Origin of the sequence: Methylovorus menthalis (genome assembly GCF_020523625.1) — a bacterium.
GTDB classification, from domain to species: domain Bacteria; phylum Pseudomonadota; class Gammaproteobacteria; order Burkholderiales; family Methylophilaceae; genus Methylovorus; species Methylovorus menthalis.
Genome location: NZ_JAJAQH010000004.1, coordinates 44,794 through 61,482 on the forward strand (window position 1 = coordinate 44,794; position 16,689 = coordinate 61,482).

Annotated in this window: 16 protein-coding genes, 1 tRNA gene and 1 other RNA gene; 16 read left to right on the forward strand and 2 right to left on the reverse strand. The window is 52.5% G+C overall.

The genetic code is table 11. From position 1 onward, the window contains the following. Position 1 precedes the first annotated feature (1 nt). The 10 genes from LG204_RS04505 (at position 2) to LG204_RS04550 (ending at position 11,478) form a co-directional block, all read left to right on the forward strand. Positions 2–1,480 carry an NADH-quinone oxidoreductase subunit M gene (locus LG204_RS04505; RefSeq protein ID WP_230336154.1) on the forward strand — a complete coding sequence of 493 codons (1,479 nt, stop codon included), beginning with the start codon at positions 2–4 and terminating at the stop codon, positions 1,478–1,480. A 29-nt stretch (positions 1,481–1,509) separates the two neighbouring features. Beyond that, entirely contained in the window at positions 1,510–2,961 is a 1,452-nt protein-coding gene (gene nuoN, locus LG204_RS04510; RefSeq protein WP_230336155.1) for an NADH-quinone oxidoreductase subunit NuoN, read from the forward strand. A 9-nt stretch (positions 2,962–2,970) separates the two neighbouring features. Further along, positions 2,971–3,267, forward strand: coding sequence for a DUF2818 family protein (locus LG204_RS04515; protein ID WP_230336156.1), 297 nt, complete (start codon positions 2,971–2,973; stop codon positions 3,265–3,267). A 106-nt stretch (positions 3,268–3,373) separates the two neighbouring features. Beyond that, a tRNA-Pro gene (locus LG204_RS04520) sits at positions 3,374–3,450 on the forward strand. 121 nt (positions 3,451–3,571) lie between these two features. Then, on the forward strand, positions 3,572–3,727 hold the full coding sequence (locus LG204_RS04525) for a hypothetical protein (RefSeq protein WP_230336157.1): 156 nt from the start codon (positions 3,572–3,574) through the stop codon (positions 3,725–3,727). A gap of 186 nt (positions 3,728–3,913) precedes the next feature. Continuing rightward, complete coding sequence (locus LG204_RS04530; RefSeq protein WP_230336158.1) at positions 3,914–4,402, forward strand: Spy/CpxP family protein refolding chaperone; 489 nt, start codon at positions 3,914–3,916, stop codon at positions 4,400–4,402. Positions 4,403–4,777: 375 nt separating this feature from the next. Then, on the forward strand, positions 4,778–5,983 hold the full coding sequence (locus LG204_RS04535; protein ID WP_230336159.1) for an efflux RND transporter periplasmic adaptor subunit: 1,206 nt from the start codon (positions 4,778–4,780) through the stop codon (positions 5,981–5,983). Positions 5,984–5,991: 8 nt separating this feature from the next. Then, entirely contained in the window at positions 5,992–9,114 is a 3,123-nt protein-coding gene (locus LG204_RS04540) for an efflux RND transporter permease subunit (RefSeq protein ID WP_230336160.1), read from the forward strand. Continuing rightward, positions 9,111–10,562 (forward strand): AdeC/AdeK/OprM family multidrug efflux complex outer membrane factor, encoded by a 1,452-nt coding sequence (gene adeC / locus LG204_RS04545; protein WP_230336161.1) that lies wholly within the window; start codon positions 9,111–9,113, stop codon positions 10,560–10,562. The genes LG204_RS04540 and adeC overlap by 4 nt, the downstream gene beginning before the upstream one ends. A gap of 187 nt (positions 10,563–10,749) precedes the next feature. Next, positions 10,750–11,478, forward strand: coding sequence for a YoaK family protein (locus tag LG204_RS04550; RefSeq protein WP_230336162.1), 729 nt, complete (start codon positions 10,750–10,752; stop codon positions 11,476–11,478). Between the two features lie 89 nt (positions 11,479–11,567). On the opposite strand, the gene LG204_RS04555 is transcribed toward LG204_RS04550, so the two are convergent. Continuing rightward, on the reverse strand, positions 11,568–12,035 hold the full coding sequence (locus tag LG204_RS04555; RefSeq protein WP_230336163.1) for a DUF4186 domain-containing protein: 468 nt from the start codon (positions 12,033–12,035) through the stop codon (positions 11,568–11,570). A 148-nt stretch (positions 12,036–12,183) separates the two neighbouring features. Here LG204_RS04555 and ssrA point away from each other — a divergent pair. The 4 genes from ssrA to LG204_RS04575 all read left to right on the forward strand — a co-directional run bounded on the left by ssrA (position 12,184) and on the right by LG204_RS04575 (position 15,743). Beyond that, positions 12,184–12,549, forward strand: a transfer-messenger RNA (tmRNA) gene (gene ssrA, locus LG204_RS04560). 196 nt (positions 12,550–12,745) lie between these two features. Next, on the forward strand, positions 12,746–13,933 hold the full coding sequence (locus LG204_RS04565) for a tyrosine-type recombinase/integrase (protein WP_230336164.1): 1,188 nt from the start codon (positions 12,746–12,748) through the stop codon (positions 13,931–13,933). A 36-nt stretch (positions 13,934–13,969) separates the two neighbouring features. Continuing rightward, positions 13,970–15,268 carry an AAA family ATPase gene (locus LG204_RS04570; RefSeq protein ID WP_230336165.1) on the forward strand — a complete coding sequence of 433 codons (1,299 nt, stop codon included), beginning with the start codon at positions 13,970–13,972 and terminating at the stop codon, positions 15,266–15,268. A gap of 1 nt (position 15,269) precedes the next feature. Beyond that, positions 15,270–15,743 carry a hypothetical protein gene (locus LG204_RS04575; RefSeq protein ID WP_230336166.1) on the forward strand — a complete coding sequence of 158 codons (474 nt, stop codon included), beginning with the start codon at positions 15,270–15,272 and terminating at the stop codon, positions 15,741–15,743. 25 nt (positions 15,744–15,768) lie between these two features. Here LG204_RS04575 and LG204_RS04580 read toward each other — a convergent pair whose 3' ends face one another. Continuing rightward, complete coding sequence (locus tag LG204_RS04580) at positions 15,769–15,999, reverse strand: helix-turn-helix domain-containing protein (RefSeq protein ID WP_230336167.1); 231 nt, start codon at positions 15,997–15,999, stop codon at positions 15,769–15,771. A gap of 133 nt (positions 16,000–16,132) precedes the next feature. Between LG204_RS04580 and LG204_RS04585 the strand changes: the two genes are divergently transcribed. Both LG204_RS04585 and LG204_RS04590 read left to right on the forward strand, forming a co-directional pair. Further along, positions 16,133–16,294, forward strand: a complete 162-nt coding sequence (locus LG204_RS04585; RefSeq protein WP_230336168.1) for a hypothetical protein — start codon at positions 16,133–16,135, stop codon at positions 16,292–16,294. Between the two features lie 87 nt (positions 16,295–16,381). Beyond that, complete coding sequence (locus tag LG204_RS04590) at positions 16,382–16,648, forward strand: hypothetical protein (RefSeq protein ID WP_012777809.1); 267 nt, start codon at positions 16,382–16,384, stop codon at positions 16,646–16,648. The last annotated feature ends 41 nt before the right edge of the window (positions 16,649–16,689 follow it).

A 16,689-nucleotide genomic window follows, 5' to 3' on the forward strand; every position in this document is an offset into this window, starting at 1 on the left:
GGTGGATTGGCCTATTCTTAGTCTAAGTATCTGGGTACCTATTTTCGCCGGGGTGCTGGTGCTGTGCACGGGCGGTGATCAGAACGCACGCCTGGCGCGCTGGCTGGCCTTGTTCGGCAGTATCGCGGCTTTTCTGGTTACGCTGCCCTTGTATACCCATTTCAACATGATGGATGGCGGCTTCCAGTTTCAGGAAGGTCACCGCTGGATCACCTCCTTCAATATCAATTACCACCTGGGCGTTGATGGCCTGGCCGTACCGCTGATCATCCTCACCAGCTTTACCACCGTGATTGTGGTGATTGCTGGCTGGGAAGTGATTGAGAAGCGTGTGGCCCAATACATGGCGGCATTCCTGATCATGTCCGGACTGATGATCGGCGTGTTTGCCGCACTGGATGCCATTCTTTACTACATGTTCTGGGAAGCCATGCTGATCCCCATGTTCCTGGTGATCGGTATCTGGGGTGGGCCTAATCGCGTCTATGCCACCATCAAGTTCTTCCTGTATACCTTTATCGGCTCTTTGCTGATGCTGGTGGCCTTTATCTATCTGTATCACCAGAGCAACAGCTTTGAGCTGGTGGACTACTACCAACTGCCGCTGAGCTTCAAGGCGCAGATCCTGATCTTCCTGGCCTTCTTCATGGCGTTTGCCGTCAAGGTGCCGATGTGGCCTGTACATACCTGGCTGCCGGATGCCCACGTGGAGGCGCCAACGGGGGGTTCCGTGGTGCTGGCGGCCATTGCCCTCAAGCTTGGCGGTTACAGCTTCCTGCGCTTTGCCATGCCGATTGCCCCGGATGCCGCACATTACCTCTCCGGCTTCATGATCACGCTGTCGCTGATTGCCGTGGTGTATATCGCGCTGGTGGCGCTGGTGCAAAAAGACATGAAAAAGCTGATCGCCTACTCGTCGATCTCGCACATGGGCTTTGTCACCCTGGGCTTCTTCATTTTCAATCCGCTGGGCATGGAAGGCGCAATTGTGCAGATGATTTCGCACGGCTTTGTGTCCAGTGCCATGTTCCTGTCGGTTGGCGTGCTGTATGACCGCATGCATAGTCGCCAGATCGCCGATTACGGCGGTGTGGTCAACACCATGCCAACGTTTGCCGCCTTTGCCGTGTTGTTTGGCATGGCCAATGCGGGCCTGCCAGGCACCTCCGGATTTGTGGGGGAATTCATGGTGATTCTGGGCGCCTTGCAAGCCAACTTCTGGTTTGCCTTCCTCGCCTCAACCACGCTGATCCTGGGTGCAGCCTATACGCTCTGGATGGTGAAGCGCGTGTTCTATGGTGAAATCGGCAACGCCCATGTGGCTGCATTGAAAGACCTGAATCGCCGCGAGTTTTTCATCCTGTCGGTGCTGGCTGTGCTGGTAATCGGGTTCGGCGTGTATCCGCACCCGATTACTGAAATGACACACGCCACCGTAAACAACCTGCTTGCGCACCTGGCGCAGAGCAAGCTGCTTTGATAATGCCTAGATAACAAGCGAACCAGCCAATGAACGCGATTCAATCCGACCTGTATGCCGCCTTGCCGGAGATCATCATTCTCTGTATGGCGATGTTCGTGCTGCTTCTGGACCTTTTCCTCAAGTCACACAATCGCTCCCTGATTTACATCTTCACCCAGCTGGGCCTCGCAGCGGCGGCCGTCGTCACAGCGTGCACGCATAATGTCTCGGTGGTGAGCTATGCCTTCAATGGCATGTTTGTCGATGACCCTCTGTCCGATGTGCTCAAGCTGATGATGTACCTGACTACATCTGTCATGCTGGTCTACACCCGCCAATATGTCTCGCTGCGCGACATGTTCCGTGGCGAGTATTTTGCCCTCACGTTGTTTGCCTTGCTGGGCATGATGATCATGGTTTCCGGCCAGCACTTCCTCACGCTCTACATGGGCCTGGAACTGCTGTCGCTCTGCCTGTATGCACTGGTTGCCATGGACAGGGACAACCCTCGCGCCACCGAAGCCGCCATGAAGTATTTTGTGCTGGGTGCGCTGTCTTCCGGCATGTTGCTGTATGGCATGTCCATGCTGTATGGCGTGACCGGTACGCTGGATGTTGCCGAAGTCGCCAATGCCCTGCTGCAGGGCGCACCGGATCGCTCGGTGCTGGTGCTGGGCGTGGTATTCCTGATTGCAGGCCTGGGCTTCAAGCTCGGCGCCGTGCCGTTCCAGATGTGGGTGCCGGATGTGTACCATGGCGCGCCAACCGCCGTCACGCTCTTCATTGGTTCCGTGACCAAACTGGCCGCGTTTGCCTTCATGATCCGTCTGTTGATCCAAGGGCTGTATGTGCTCGCCATCGATTGGCAGGGCATGCTGGCGATCATGGCCGTGCTATCCATCCTCATCGGCAATATCACCGCCATTGCGCAAACCAACCTCAAGCGCATGCTCGCTTACTCCACCATCTCGCATGTGGGCTACCTGCTGTATGGCTTCATGAGTGCGGGCACCAATGGCTATGTTTCCGCCATGTTTTACATTATGGCCTATGTGCTGATGACCCTGGGCGGCTTCGGCATCATGCTCTTGCTGTCGCGCAAAGGCTTTGAGGCCGATAACCTGGAAGACCTGAAAGGCCTCAACCAGCGCAGCCCATGGTATGCCTTCCTCATGCTCATTATCATGTTCTCCATGGCCGGTGTGCCACCCACGCTGGGCTTCTATGCCAAGTTTGCCGTGCTGCAGGCCGCGCTTCAGGCTGGCTTTGTCGGCCTCGTCATCTTTGCCGTGGTCATGGCCGCGATTGGTGGTTTCTACTACCTGCGCGTGGTCAAACTCATGTACTTTGACGATGCGCTGGATAACACGCCGATCAAGGCCCCTATCGACATGAAAGTGCTGCTCAGCCTGAATGCGCTGCTGTTGCTCGCACTCGGCATGTTCCCGCAACGATTGATGGATATTTGCGCGTACGCCATCACCCACAGTTTTCAATAAGTAGCTGATATGACACAAACGATTTTGCTATTGCTGGCCCTGGTGCTGGCAAATATGCCCTGGTTTTCCGAACGCCTGTTTTTCGTGATCCCGCTTAAAGGCGGCACCAAGCACACCGGCTGGTGCCTGCTCGAAATCATCGTGATGTACTTCATCACCGGTGGCATTGCCCACTACGCCGAGCTCTCCACTATGGGCCAGGCCTTTCCCCAAGGCTGGGAATTCTATGCCACCACTGGCAGCCTGTTCCTCGTCTTCGCCTTTCCCGGCTTCGTCTACCGCTACTTCTGGCTCAACCGCGCCTGAAACTGCGCTATCAGGCCGCCCAAATATTGAAGGGTGGCCGTAGGTTGAATTTTGCTATTAGCACCAGGATAATTAAACCTCCATTCGCCATCACCCGCATGGCTTCCGGGGTGTAGCTTAGCCTGGTAGAGCGCCGCGTTCGGGACGCGGAGGCCGGAGGTTCGAATCCTCTTACCCCGACCATCCCTAAATAATAAAATCATTCGTTTAAATGTTTCGCAATCTAGAACGATTGATCTGTCTTGTTTGAGACACTTGTTGTCTCAAGATTGTATTTTTTAGCGTTCCGAAAAAGGGAACGCTAATGCCTTCCTATGATGGAGGTGACTACAACGCGCTGATGAATGCTTTGATGCATATTGAAAATGTAAAGCTGTTGGTAGGGGCTGGCGCAGATGTGAATATCACTGATTCTATTGGTAGAACCGTAGCTTTAACAGCAGCTAATTTAGCTCAGTAGGATGTGATGATTTATTTGCTGCCTGTCTCGCAGATTACATCTGTGCCCTTTTTTAGCTTGCCGGTGTTCCTTTACAACTATTTACCCCAGTTAACATACTTTGATTCAAACGTCTTTAACCTTTTGCTACACGCGGCGTCTTACTTTGCGTAACACTTAATACTGAGTGAATTAAAGGAGCGAGACATGAAAATCAATAAACATATTATTTTGCCAGGTCTGTTGCTGGTGGGTTCAATCGCAGCATTTGGTACGGCACTGAGTTATGCGGGCGATGAAGAGAGTTGTGCCGGTCCGCATGGCAAGCATGCACATGCAGGTGGCCCTGGAGCTGAAGATGCGGGGTTTCATCGCGGGTTGCGTGGTCTGGATCTGACTGCGGATCAAAAGGCGCAGGTGAAGCAGATTCTGGATAAGCAGAAGGCGGTGCGCGAGCAGAAGATGCAGGCTTTGCATGATGGCATGAAGAATCTGCAGACGCTGGCGAAGAGCGAGCCTTATGACCCTGCCAAGGTGCAGGCGGCGGCAAGCGAGCAGGCCAAGATTCAGGCTGACCTGATTGTCTTGCGCACGGATACGGCGCATCAGGTGTATGCCTTGCTGACCCCAGAGCAAAAGCAGAAGTGGAATGACCGGCCAGAGCGTGGGCCTAAAAAACCGGAAGATCGTGGCTAATAGAATGTCCGGTTTCTATCTCTCTCATTACTCCGGCGATATATCGTTCAGTCTGGAGTAATGCCCGCCATGATGGGCGTATCGCCTGAGAGCCGTTGCCACAAGCATGCGTGCTCCTTGGGTGCGAGATAAAGCAGGGCGCAGTGAATTGTCTGCGTCCTGTTTTTATGTCTCTGTGCATGACGTTGAATAATGCCAATGTTATGCTTGTGTTCTGCCCGGGTTCTTCCGTGCTTGAATGCCAGTCTTGGCTGAATTTCCGTCCCATGTTTGAATGCAGAGCCTGCCCAGCATGCCTTTCGTATGGAATTTGATGATTGAATTGATCCTGTACGTATTTCCCGGCGCTCAAAAAAACGGGAAAGCGGAGAATAAATGAAAACAATACCTTACCAGCAGATGGCATCCTTCGCGGTGCTTGCTCTTATTTCTGTATTGACGGTTGCCTGCCAATCTGGCGACAAATCCCCTAAAGAAAAACCCACGCCAGAAGTCGGCGTGATGACCATCAAGCTGCAGTCGCAGCCACTCGAAACCGAACTGCCAGGCCGCACGGCGGCCCACATGGTGGCGGAGATACGGCCACAGGTCGGCGGCATCATCCTCAAACGTGCCTTTACCGAGGGCGCCAATGTGAAGGCGGGGGAGTTGCTGTACCAGATTGACCCGGCGCCTTATCAGGCCACCTATTCCAGTGCAGAGGCCGCGCTGCAGAAGACGGAAGCCAGTCTGGTTTCGACGCGGCTGAAAGCAGAGCGCTATGCCCAGCTGGTGAAGATTAATGCGGTCAGCAGCCAGGATAATGATGATATTCAGGCCACCTTGCGCCAGGGAGAGGCGGATCTGGCATCGGCCAAGGCGGCTCTTGAAACCGCGCGCATCAATCTGGCCTACACGCGCATCGTGTCGCCGATTGCCGGCCGGGTAGAGACATCAACGGTCACCCCGGGCGCACTGGTGACAGCAAACCAGACAACGGCGCTGACCACGGTGCAGCAGCTCGACCCGATTTATGTGGATATTACCCAGCCCAGCAGCGCCTTGCTGCAACTGAAGCGGCAGCTCGCCAGTGGAGCACTGAAAAAGTCCGGTGAAAATGCCACGCGCATGCAGGTAGTGCTGGAGGATGGCAGCCGCTATGCGCACGATGGTGTGCTGAGCGTAACGGGTGTGACGGTCAACCAAAGCTCCGGTGCAGTGACCTTGCGCGCCGTGGTGCCCAACCCTGAGGGCTTGCTACTGCCGGGCATGTATGTACGCGGTATTTTGCAGGAAGCGGTGAATACCAATGCCATCCTGATCCCGCAGCTGGCGATGAGCCGCAATAATCGCGGAGAAGGCACGGCTCTGGTGGTGGATGCTGAGAACAAGGTGGAGCTGCGCACGCTGGCCGTAGAGCGGGCGATAGGCAATCAGTGGTTGATCAGCAAAGGCTTGAGTGCTGGTGAAAAGCTGATTGTAGAGGGCCTGCAGAGGGTAAAGGTCGGTGACACGGTGAAAAGTGTAGAAGTGGCTGCTCCCGGCGAGGCTAGTGCTACACCGTCGCCTGCCAGTTCAGCAGCTTCGGCCGCAGGGAAGTAGAGGCAAGCATGGCCCGTTTTTTCATCAACCGCCCTATCTTTGCCTGGGTTATTGCCATTGTCATCATGCTGGCGGGTCTCGCCGCCATTGAGACATTGCCGCTGGAACAATACCCGGACATCGCGCCGCCGCGCGTTTCCATCAATGCCACCTATACCGGTGCCTCCGCCAAAACCATTGAAGACTCGGTCACCCAGATTATTGAGCAGTACATGAAGGGCATCGATAACCTGACCTACATGTCTTCGACCAGCAGCTCCAGCAGCGCCAGCGTGTCGCTGACGTTTGATGCCGGCACCGACCCCGATGTGGCGCAAATGCAGGTGCAGAACAAGCTGCAACAGGCCTTGCCGCGCTTGCCGCAGATTGTGCAGAGCCTGGGGGTGACGGTGAACAAGACCGGCACCGACTTCCTGATGGTGATGTCGATTTACTCTGATGACCCCAAGGTCACCACCACCGATATTGGTGATTACATCAGCAGCAGCCTGCTGGACCAGATCAGCCGGGTGGATGGCGTGGGTGACGTGCAGACCATGGGGAGCGGTTACTCCATGCGCATCTGGCTTAATCCGGAAAAACTGCAGAAATATGCCTTGATCCCTTCGGACATTACCTCAGCCGTTGAGGCACAGAATACCGAGGTGTCATCCGGCCAGCTGGGGGCATTGCCTGCCGTTGGTCAGCAACAGCTCAATGCGACCATTACCGCACGCAGCAAAATGCAAACCGTCGCGCAGTTCCGCAATATCGTGGTGAAATCGGCGGCGGATGGCTCCGTGGTGCATCTGGGCGATGTGGCGCGGGTAGAGCTGGGTAGCGAGAATTACGCGATTGCCGGGCGGTATAACGGCAAACCGGCCGCCGGTATGGGCGTCAAGCTGGCATCGGGTGCCAATGCGCTCAAGACCTCCGAGGCTGTTCTGGCCAAAGTCAAAGAGCTGGAGCCTTATTTCCCCGCCAGCCTGAAACTCAAAACCGCGGTCACCTACGACACCACTCCGTTTGTGCGCATCTCTATCAAGGAAGTCGTCAAATCACTGTTTGAGGCGGTTCTGCTGGTGGTGCTCATCATGTACATCTTCCTGCAGAGCTGGCGCGCCACCATTATTCCTGCGGTGGCGGTGCCTGTCGTACTCCTGGGGACGTTCGGCATTCTGGCGGCCTTTGGTTATTCCATTAATACACTCACGATGTTTGGCCTGGTGCTGGCAATTGGCTTGTTGGTGGATGATGCGATTGTAGTGGTGGAAAACGTGGAGCGCGTGATGCGCGAGCAGGGGCTATCCGCGCGTGAGGCCACCCGGAAATCCATGGAAGAGATTACCGGCGCCCTGATCGGCATTGCCCTGGTGCTCTCTGCGGTATTCATTCCCATGGCATTCTTTGGCGGGTCTACCGGGGTGATCTACCGTCAGTTTTCGATCACCATTGTTTCGGCGATGCTGCTATCGGTATTGGTCGCCCTGACTCTGACGCCTGCGCTCTGCGCTACTGTGCTGAAGCCGGGTGAGCACGCACCACGCCGTGGGTTCTTTGGCTGGTTTAACCGAAATTTTGAGCGAGGTTCCAAGGCTTACCATGGTGGCGTGCAGGGCATCCTCAAGCGTAAAGCGCTTACCATGCTGGTGTATGTCGCTATCGTCGGCGTGATGGCAGTGTTGTATATGCGCCTGCCCACTTCGTTTATCCCCACTGAAGACCAGGGCGTGTTGATGGCCCAGGTGCAATTGCCGGTGGGCGCCACCGATCAGCGCCTGCAAAAGGTGATGGATCAGGTGCAGGAGTATTTGCTCAAAGAGCCCGATATTGTGGCGATCAATATTTTCACGGGCTTGGGTGTGAGCGGAAACAGCCAGAATACCGGGCGGATTTTCATACGCCTCAAAGACTGGGATGAACGCAAAGGGCCAGGGCAAAGCGCTGCCGAGATTGCGGACAAGGCTACCCGTGCGCTTGGCAAAATCCGCGATGCCACCATTTTTGTGACGCAGCCACCCAGTGTGCGCGGCCTGGGTGCCAGTGCCGGGTTTACTGTAGAGCTTAAGGACTTGGGTGGCCTGGGGCACGAGGCCCTGGTGGCAGCGCGTGACCAGTTTCTCAAGCTGGCACGCCAGGATACCCGCATGACCCGCGTGCGCAGCAATGACCTCGACGACACGCCGCAATATAACGTGCAGATTGACGACCAGAAAACCGGCGCATTTAGCCTTAGTACCGGCAATATCAATGAAACGCTGGCGCTGGCGATGGGGGGGAGTTACGTCAATGACTTTATTGACCGTGGACGGGTCAAGCGCGTCTATATTATGGCAGACGCGCCTTATCGCATGCAGCCGGAAAATATCGGCCAATGGTATGTGCGCAATGCGAATAACGACATGGTGCCATTCAGCTCATTTTCGCAGGGCAACTGGACGTATGGCTCGCCGCAGTTATCGCGCTTTAATGGCATCTCGTCCATTGAGCTGGTAGGGGAGTCTTCCCCTGGGGCCAGCTCGGGCGACGTGATGGACAGCGTGGAAAACATGATGAAGGAAATGCCGACCGGTATCGGCTATGAGTGGGCAGCGCAGTCATATCAGGAACGCTTGTCCGGCTCGCAGGCGCCGATGTTGTATGCAGTGTCGGTCGTGTTTGTGTTTTTGTGTCTGGCCGCGCTCTATGAGAGCTGGGCGGTGCCTTTCTCGGTCATGATGGTGGTGCCGCTGGGGATTTTGGGGGCCTTACTGGCGACCACCTTGCGCGGGCTATCGGGCGATGTTTACTTCCAGGTAGGCTTGCTGACCACAGTGGGGTTGGCGGCAAAAAATGCCATTCTGATCGTGGAGTTTGCCAAGCATCTGCAAGAGCAGGGCCTTAGCCTGATGGACGCTACCCTGCAAGCCGTGCAGCAGCGCTTGCGGCCTATTTTGATGACATCGCTCGCGTTTATTTTCGGGGTGCTGCCACTGGCCGCCAGTAGCGGGGCCGGTGCGGCCAGTCGCCAGGCGATTGGTACCGGCGTATTGGGCGGCATGCTCACCGCCACCTTGCTGGGTATCTTTTTTGTTCCGCTGTTCTTTGTGCTGGTCAGGGGCTGGTTTCCTTATCAGGCACCCGAGGCGGAAAAGACGGAGCATCAATCATGAAGTATTCCCTGATCACCCAGGCGGTGCTGGCTGCGATGTTGGCAGGCTGCGCGAGCATGGCGCCTGATTATCAGCGTCCGGCAGCGCCGGTGGCCGAGCAATGGCCCGCGCAGGCATCCGACCAAGGCACGCCAGCGGCAGATATTGGCTGGCGCGAATTTTTGCTGGATAGCCGCTTGCAACAACTGGTTGAGCTGGCCTTGCAAAACAACCGCGATCTGCGTGTAGCCGCGCTCAATATCGAGCAGGCGAGGGCAGAGTATCAGGTGCAGCGTGCTGACTTGTTCCCCACTGTGAATGTGATCGCCAGCCGCACCGCGCAACTGGGCAGTGCGAGCACTACCAGTAGCAGTACTAGTGCCACAACGGGCGCTGTGACTTCAAGCTCGAGCGGATCTGTCTCGCAGAGTTATCGGGCTACCGTGGGTTTCAGCGCCTATGAGCTGGATTTCTGGGGCCGTATCCGCAGTCTGAATGAGCAGGCCCTGCAAAGCTTTTTTGCCACAGAAGAGGCGCGCCGCAGCACGCATATTTCGTTGGTGTCCGAAGTTGCCTCGGCATGGCTGACACTGGCGGCGGATATGCAACGGCTGAAACTCGCGCAAGATACGCTACAGAGCCAACAGGCCTCGTATGATCTTACCAAGCAAGGTTTTGATATAGGTGTGTACTCTGCGCTGGAGCTGCGCCAGATTCAAATCAGCGTGGAAACTGCCCGCGGCGATGTCGCCAATTATCGCAGCCAGGTGAAGCAGGATCAGAATGCACTGGCCTTGCTGCTCGGGCAGCCTGTGCCGGACAACCTGCTGCCGCAATCCCAGCCTGACCAGGTCACCAGCGTGGCCGATCTGCCCGCAGGCATTCCCTCGGAGGTTTTGCAACGCAGGCCGGATATCTTGCAGGCCGAGCACAGCCTGCAAGCGGCCAATGCCAATATCGGTGCTGCACGGGCGGCGTTTTTCCCCACCATTACCTTGACCACCACACTGGGCAGCGCCAGCAACCAGCTTTCCGGCCTGTTTGCTTCGGGCTCCAAGGTCTGGTCGTTTGCACCGCAGCTGACATTGCCGATTTTTGATGCCGGACGTAACCGCTCAAAACTCAAGAGTGCCGAGGTAGCGCAGCAAATTACTGTGGCTCAATATGAAAAAGCCATTCAGAGTGCGTTCAAGGAAGTCGCCGATGCGCTGGCGATTCGTGAGAACCTGACGGAACGTATGCAAGCCCAGCAATCGCTGGTAGAAGCTTCGCAAGAAAGCTACAAGCTGTCGGATGCCCGCTTCCGTGGCGGAATTGATAGCTACCTGGCGGTGCTGGATTCCCAGCGTACGTTGTATTCCGCGCAGCAAACCCTGATCACCGTGAACCTGACAGCGCAAACCAATCAGGTGACGCTGTATAAAGTGCTGGGCGGCGGCTGGAACGAATCCACCAAGACTAATCCTTAAAGGCGCGGACTGATCGCGATGGCTGCTTGATGCAGGAATTAAGGTCTGGGGTGCAAATGCATTGCCCGTCCTGCTTTCGGCATAGCCCGCTCGGTATGTGATTCAAGTCACCTGCGGTTGCATGCTACTATCGCAGGCAATAGCGCTGTTTGTTTGCCCTCGTATGAGATTTACCGCCGGATAACGCATGAAACTACCAGACCATCCATTAGAGCCCGAAATCAGCCCGATCGCGCGCGATGAGTTCGCCATTATCTGCCAGTCCAATCTGCTCTCGTATGTCGCGGGGTTTGTGGATGTGCTGGGTTTTGTAGCGCTGTTTGGGCTGTTTACCAATCACGTCACTGGCAATATCGTGATGATAGGGGGCCTGCTAACAACCCATGCCGATGGCTTGATTCCCAAGCTGCTGGCTATTCCTGTGTTTGTCATGTGTGTGGCGCTCTGTCGCCTGGTGGTGCTGTATTACCAGCGCCGCGGTCAGCAATGCTGGCGCCTGCTGTTTTGCACGCAAATGCTGTTTTTGTTGCTGTTTATGGTGGTCGGCCTGGCTGCGCTGCCGATCACGGATCCGGATGCCCCCATGGCGATTCTCGCCGGGATGATGGGGGTAGCCGCCATGAGTATTCAGAATGCCCAGGCTCGCCTCATCAATCCAGGCCAAGTACCTACCACCATCATGACCGGCAATATCACCCAGGCGGTGATTGATATGGTGGATATCCTCAGTCGCGATGTCACGCATCGCGATACCGCCTTAAAGCGTCTCAAGATCATCGGCCCTGCCATTTTTGCCTTTATGGCGGGCGTGGTCACAGGCGCTTATGCGTTCCTTTATGTCTCGTTTTACGCGCTGGTGGTGCCCTTGGTGCTCCTGGCCGGGCTGGTATTGCATGCCTCTTTGCGCCGGGCATAAAAATACCTGGCAACGTTACCGCTGCCAGGTATAACCCCTTGCGGAGTATTTCGACATGAAGTGAGAGAGGTCATGTCGCGTGATTCATACTACTCAGCCTCATCTGTGAACACTATCGGGAGTTGTCCGAGATGCTTGTCAGTGTTTCGCCTAGGCTTGGGTCTTGCCGCTGGGCGAATGACAGTCTCTGCCAATGGCGGCAGATTGCCCGCCGCCTGCTCCAGCCATCGTGCCAATACGCGCACAATATACGCCTGCTGCTCCGCCGTTAACGCACTACCTTGGGCAATGCCATGCCACTCCGCCAGACAGCCGCGGCAACAGCACGCCGTGGCATGCTGCGCAATAAACACCGGGTGCCCGCGAAACGGTGTCTGCTTGCCATCCCGCGCAGGCAAGGCCGCCGCCAATCGGTTCGCCACGATCTCCCCCGCGTGCTGCATCACCAGTCGCAAGCCCTTGTCACGCACATACGCCTGTTCCTTGAGCCCCAGCTTGAACTGACGACGAAAAGCCGACTGTTGCAAACGGTCAAACAGGGCATCCAGTGAGGACATTCATATACTCCGGCAAGTAAGGTGAGTGTGGAGACTAAGCCGATATTCAGCTTGTGCTGCGGGATTCAGCGATAAACGCGTATAATTGCACTCTTGCAAACCGAATGGCAATCCCCATTGTCATAGTGTTGCAGATGCAAAACCAACAGGGGCCGACCAGGTTTCGACGTGGGTTGCAAAGCAGTGCAGGGCATACCGAGGCCTAGTCACCTCGTAAATAAACTAGAAAAAAGTATAGTCGCAAACGACGAAACTTACGCTTTAGCCGCTTAATCCCGGCTGAACGCTGCACCGAAGAGCCTCTCGGTCGGGCGGGGTAAAACCCGCAGCAGCGTCATATAGAGAGGATCGTGCGCTATTGGGTTACTTAATAACGCATTAAATCCAAGGTAACTCGCTTGATATTTGCTTGCTCGTTGGTGTGTATCAAGTTAAATCAAACAACACAGCTAAGTATGTAGAACTGTCTGTGGAGGGCTTGCGGACGGGGGTTCGATTCCCCCCGGCTCCACCATTTAAGGATGTATAGTAGTCTAAAGCAATGTAAAGCAAGATGACGTAAGATAAAAAGCCCAATGGTTACAGCCACTTGGGCTTTTTTATTGCCTGATGGATTTTAATGGTTTGTATTGACAGTGCATAAATTTTGACGGTATTTTGGACAGTATCTTCAACTCTCGGCCGCCAGATACCGTTAAAAAAATACCGTCATGCCTCTAACCGAAATCCAGATCAAGAATGCCAAGCCTCAAGAAAAGCCCTATAAGCTCACAGACGGCAATGGTCTCTACCTCCTCATCAATCCTAAGGGTAAATACTGGCGGTATGACTATCGCATTTACGGCAAGCGGAAAACCCTAGCCATAGGCATCTATCCAGTTACCACCCTCGCCAACGCCAGAGAAAAGCACCTTGCTGCAAGACGGCTGCTTGCTCAAGAGCCTCCAATTGATCCCTCTGAGTACAAGAAACAACAGAGAACAGAGCAAAAGAAGGTCGTCGAGAATGCCTTTGAAAACATCGCCCGCGAATGGCTGGTCCATTACCGCCCATCAGTAAACTCAACTCACCACGAAAGAACCATGCGCCGCCTTGAGGTGTATCTGTTCCCATGGATTGGCAAAGATGAAATATCCACGCTTACGCCTCCAGATATCCTAAAACCCATAAAGCTCATTCAAGAGCAAAACAAACTGGAAACTGCGCACCGCGTATTGCAGGTGACTAGCCAGATATTTCGCTACGCCGTCAGAACGGGCAGGGCAGATCGCGACATCACTGCGGATTTGAGAGGTGCTATACCATCAGGGCGGACACGCCACATGGCATCCATGACGGAGCCTGAGGACGTCGCCCAACTCATGAAAGCCATCCAAGGCTTCAAAGGCTCTCTGACGGTCCAGATCGCCCTAAAGCTGGCTCCATTGGTATTCGTTCGTCCAGGTGAGCTTAGACGAGCAAGATGGGCTGACATTGACCTGGATGCAAAGGAATGGCGCTACATGGTCACGAAAACGAAAACAGAACACCTCGTCCCGCTTTCAACGCAAGCCGTAGAACTGCTTAAAACGATTCACCCTATATCAGGGCGTGGGGAATGGGTTTTTAGGGGCGGACACGACCCCAGAAAGCCAATGAGTGAAGCGGCAATCAATGCCGCCTTAAAGAGAATGGGCTATAACACCCAAACAGAGATAACAGGCCACGGTTTCCGCGCTATGGCAAGAACGATCCTACATGAACGCCTCAACTTCGATCCGTATGTCATCGAGCATCAGTTGGCCCACAAAGTGCCTGATGCTCTAGGCGCTGCTTACAATCGCACTAAATTTATCGAGCAGCGAAAGGATATGATGCAAAAGTGGTCAGATTATTTACAAAGTACTATTATTAGGTAGTATTTTTACTTAATAATAAAAAATTAGGGGGATGTTATGCGATATATCTGGATGCATAATTTTAGGGGTTTTGACGAAACCCTTGTGCCACTTCATAAGGTCTCTTTCTTGGTAGGGGAAAATAGTACAGGAAAGAGCTCTTTTCTAAATTTATATAATCTAATATCAAAACCTGACTTTTGGATTCTTCCATCCTTTGATGGCGGGGTTGATAGTGTTTTTGGTGGATTTGATGACATAGTGTCCGCCTGGTCAAAAAATAAATCTTTTTTTGAAGTTGGTTTTGTAGAAATGTCTGAGAAAAATATTGTTTCTATAAAATTATTCAAATTCAAGAAGAGAGGGGGTAATACACAGATATGCATGTATCTTAATTATGAGGAAACGGTATTTACATCGATTGTTTTTGATCCAGCTCGAGTTAAATATAAAATAGGAACTCTAAGTTTCCAGGAAACCGATAATCCTATTCAGGTTTTTAAAGAGTATATGAGGGAGTATAGGGAGACTAAAGTTGGATACAGTAAATTTCCTGAAGGTGTTAATTACACAACGTCTTTGCCTGTTTTACTTTCTATATTAAGAAATGCTCGGCACAAAAAGAATAGTCCAGATGTGAAGAGAGGCTTTTCTTATGAGGATTTCAGTGCTTCACTTCCAAGGCTAACACCTTTTACTTGGACCGCTCCTATAAGGACTAAACCTAAACGTTTTTACGATGGACTCCCTCAAACATTCACTCCAGAAGGCGATCATGCGCCATATGTGCTCAGGAGAATATTAAAATCTCCGTCATCATCGCCGGTGTTTGTTGAAAAGTTAACTAATTTTGGCAAAGCAAGTGGGCTTTTTGAAACTGTCATTTCGCATTCTTTTGGTATTTCTCATCAATCTCCTTTTGAGATTCTCGTTAAGTTCCCAGGGGCGCAGCTTAACATCAACAATGTTGGATATGGTGTATCACAAGCTTTGCCTTTGGTTATTGAATTTCTTCGATCTGAAAATAAAACTATATTTGCAGTGCAGCAGCCAGAAGTACATTTGCATCCTAAAGCACAAGCGGCATTAGGAGACTTAATATTTGAGGTTGCCGCTGATTCAGAGTCATCGTTTCATATAGAAACACATTCAGACTATTTAATTGATCGTTACAGACTTTCTCTGAAATTATCTCAAAAGAAGGTAGATTCAACCGTCTTGTTTTTCATGAGAACAGATAGAGGTAATCAGGTTTTTGAAATTCCAATAGATGAAAATGGTCGATATTCTTTAGATGCGCCAAAAGAATTTAAAGACTTCTTTATAGCTGAAGCAATGCAGTTATTGGAGTTGTGAAATGGGGATAGTTATTGATACTAATGTTTTCCATAAGGTTTTTGATGACCGATCAGAGGGGCACGCCGATTTTGTTGACATAAAGAAATGGTTTGATGATCGGCAGGGTGTTATGATTTTGGGAGGGTCAAAGTATAAGAAAGAAATAACTCATACTCATAAGAATTTGATACTTATTAAATTTCTTAGAGATGCGGGAATGGTAATAACCTTTGATGATGGATTGGTTGATCAAAGGGAAAAAGAAGTTGTTGACCTTACGAAAGGTACAGATTGCGACGATCAACATATAATTGCTTTACTTGATATCTCAAAATGTACAATTCTTTGCTCTGAAGATATACGATCTTATCCATTTATAAAAAATAAGAAACTCTATAAAACACCTAAGCATAATGTAAGGATTTATAGATATTCTAAGCATAAAAATATGCTGATTAGAGCCAGGAATTGCCAAGCTCGACTTGGTAAATAGTCCTTATAGTAATACTTCAAATTTTTTATTCAGGGTTTATCTGAATAATGTCTGTTTTATCTGTGAGTAAATAGGCCGCGTACTGCGGCCATTTATTTGCTATAGAGATTAATACTCCAGCCTTCGGCTCGTGCCGCCCCTGTTCGATCCCTATCAGCGTACCTATCGGAACACCAGTCTCCACACTGAATTCCTCTCTCTTCATTCCTATCGTTTCGCGAACGAGTTTGATCCTTTTACCAATGCTGTTTGACATTTTTCTCAGTCTTATGTAACGTGTATTTAACTACGTGAATACACGTATGTAATGACACGTAATGTAATGTGAAGGAGCCTATCGCATTATGGACACTCCCTTCGACGCAAGTCAATTGACCGTCGTGCCCCTTATGTCCCGTAGCAAATTCGCCCAACACGTAGGTGTGACAGAAGACACCGTGACGGGCTGGATTAACAAGGGCTACCTCCCCGTTGTAGAGATCGGCAAATACCGCCTGGTCAATCTCGCGCTCGTCACCAAAAACGCGTTAGAGCAATCCTTTTATGAATAAGACTCCCCTCGGCAACGCCCGCACCGTAGGGGCTTAACACCCAATAAGCGGGTACATAAGCACTCAATCAACTAAAGGAAACACACCATGGAACTCAAGATTCAAGTACTGGCAATCAGCTCACGCACTGGCAAAAGCGAACGCGGGGAATACGTCCGCCACGATCTGCAATGCTTCGTCGATCAGGTCGTCGGGGTCATCCCAAGTTATGACCCGGAATTCAAGCCTGAGGCTGGCTTTTATATGGCTTCTATCGGCTGGAGTAACTACCAAGGGCGGCTGCAACCCCGTATCGAAAAACTTACCCCAATCAGTCAGACCAGAGAGCATGCACGGGAACAGGTAAAGGCATAAAACAAAAGCCCTGAAAGGCGGCAGACCAATCAGGGCTTTCT

Bases quoted from the DNA above. Each gene is read 5' to 3' on its own strand.
- LG204_RS04590 (WP_012777809.1), top strand. From the start codon at position 16,382: ATGGAACTCAAGATTCAAGTACTGGCAATCAGCTCACGCACTGGCAAA.
- LG204_RS04580 (WP_230336167.1), bottom strand. From the start codon at position 15,999: ATGTCAAACAGCATTGGTAAAAGGATCAAACTCGTTCGCGAAACGATA.
- LG204_RS04550 (WP_230336162.1), top strand. From the start codon at position 10,750: ATGAAACTACCAGACCATCCATTAGAGCCCGAAATCAGCCCGATCGCG.
- LG204_RS04515 (WP_230336156.1), top strand. From the start codon at position 2,971: ATGACACAAACGATTTTGCTATTGCTGGCCCTGGTGCTGGCAAATATG.
- nuoN (WP_230336155.1), top strand. From the start codon at position 1,510: ATGAACGCGATTCAATCCGACCTGTATGCCGCCTTGCCGGAGATCATC.
- LG204_RS04575 (WP_230336166.1), top strand. From the start codon at position 15,270: ATGGGGATAGTTATTGATACTAATGTTTTCCATAAGGTTTTTGATGAC.
- LG204_RS04555 (WP_230336163.1), bottom strand. From the start codon at position 12,035: ATGTCCTCACTGGATGCCCTGTTTGACCGTTTGCAACAGTCGGCTTTT.
- LG204_RS04565 (WP_230336164.1), top strand. From the start codon at position 12,746: ATGCCTCTAACCGAAATCCAGATCAAGAATGCCAAGCCTCAAGAAAAG.
- LG204_RS04530 (WP_230336158.1), top strand. From the start codon at position 3,914: ATGAAAATCAATAAACATATTATTTTGCCAGGTCTGTTGCTGGTGGGT.
- LG204_RS04540 (WP_230336160.1), top strand. From the start codon at position 5,992: ATGGCCCGTTTTTTCATCAACCGCCCTATCTTTGCCTGGGTTATTGCC.
- LG204_RS04525 (WP_230336157.1), top strand. From the start codon at position 3,572: ATGCCTTCCTATGATGGAGGTGACTACAACGCGCTGATGAATGCTTTG.
- adeC (WP_230336161.1), top strand. From the start codon at position 9,111: ATGAAGTATTCCCTGATCACCCAGGCGGTGCTGGCTGCGATGTTGGCA.
- LG204_RS04535 (WP_230336159.1), top strand. From the start codon at position 4,778: ATGAAAACAATACCTTACCAGCAGATGGCATCCTTCGCGGTGCTTGCT.
- LG204_RS04585 (WP_230336168.1), top strand. From the start codon at position 16,133: ATGTCCCGTAGCAAATTCGCCCAACACGTAGGTGTGACAGAAGACACC.
- LG204_RS04570 (WP_230336165.1), top strand. From the start codon at position 13,970: ATGCGATATATCTGGATGCATAATTTTAGGGGTTTTGACGAAACCCTT.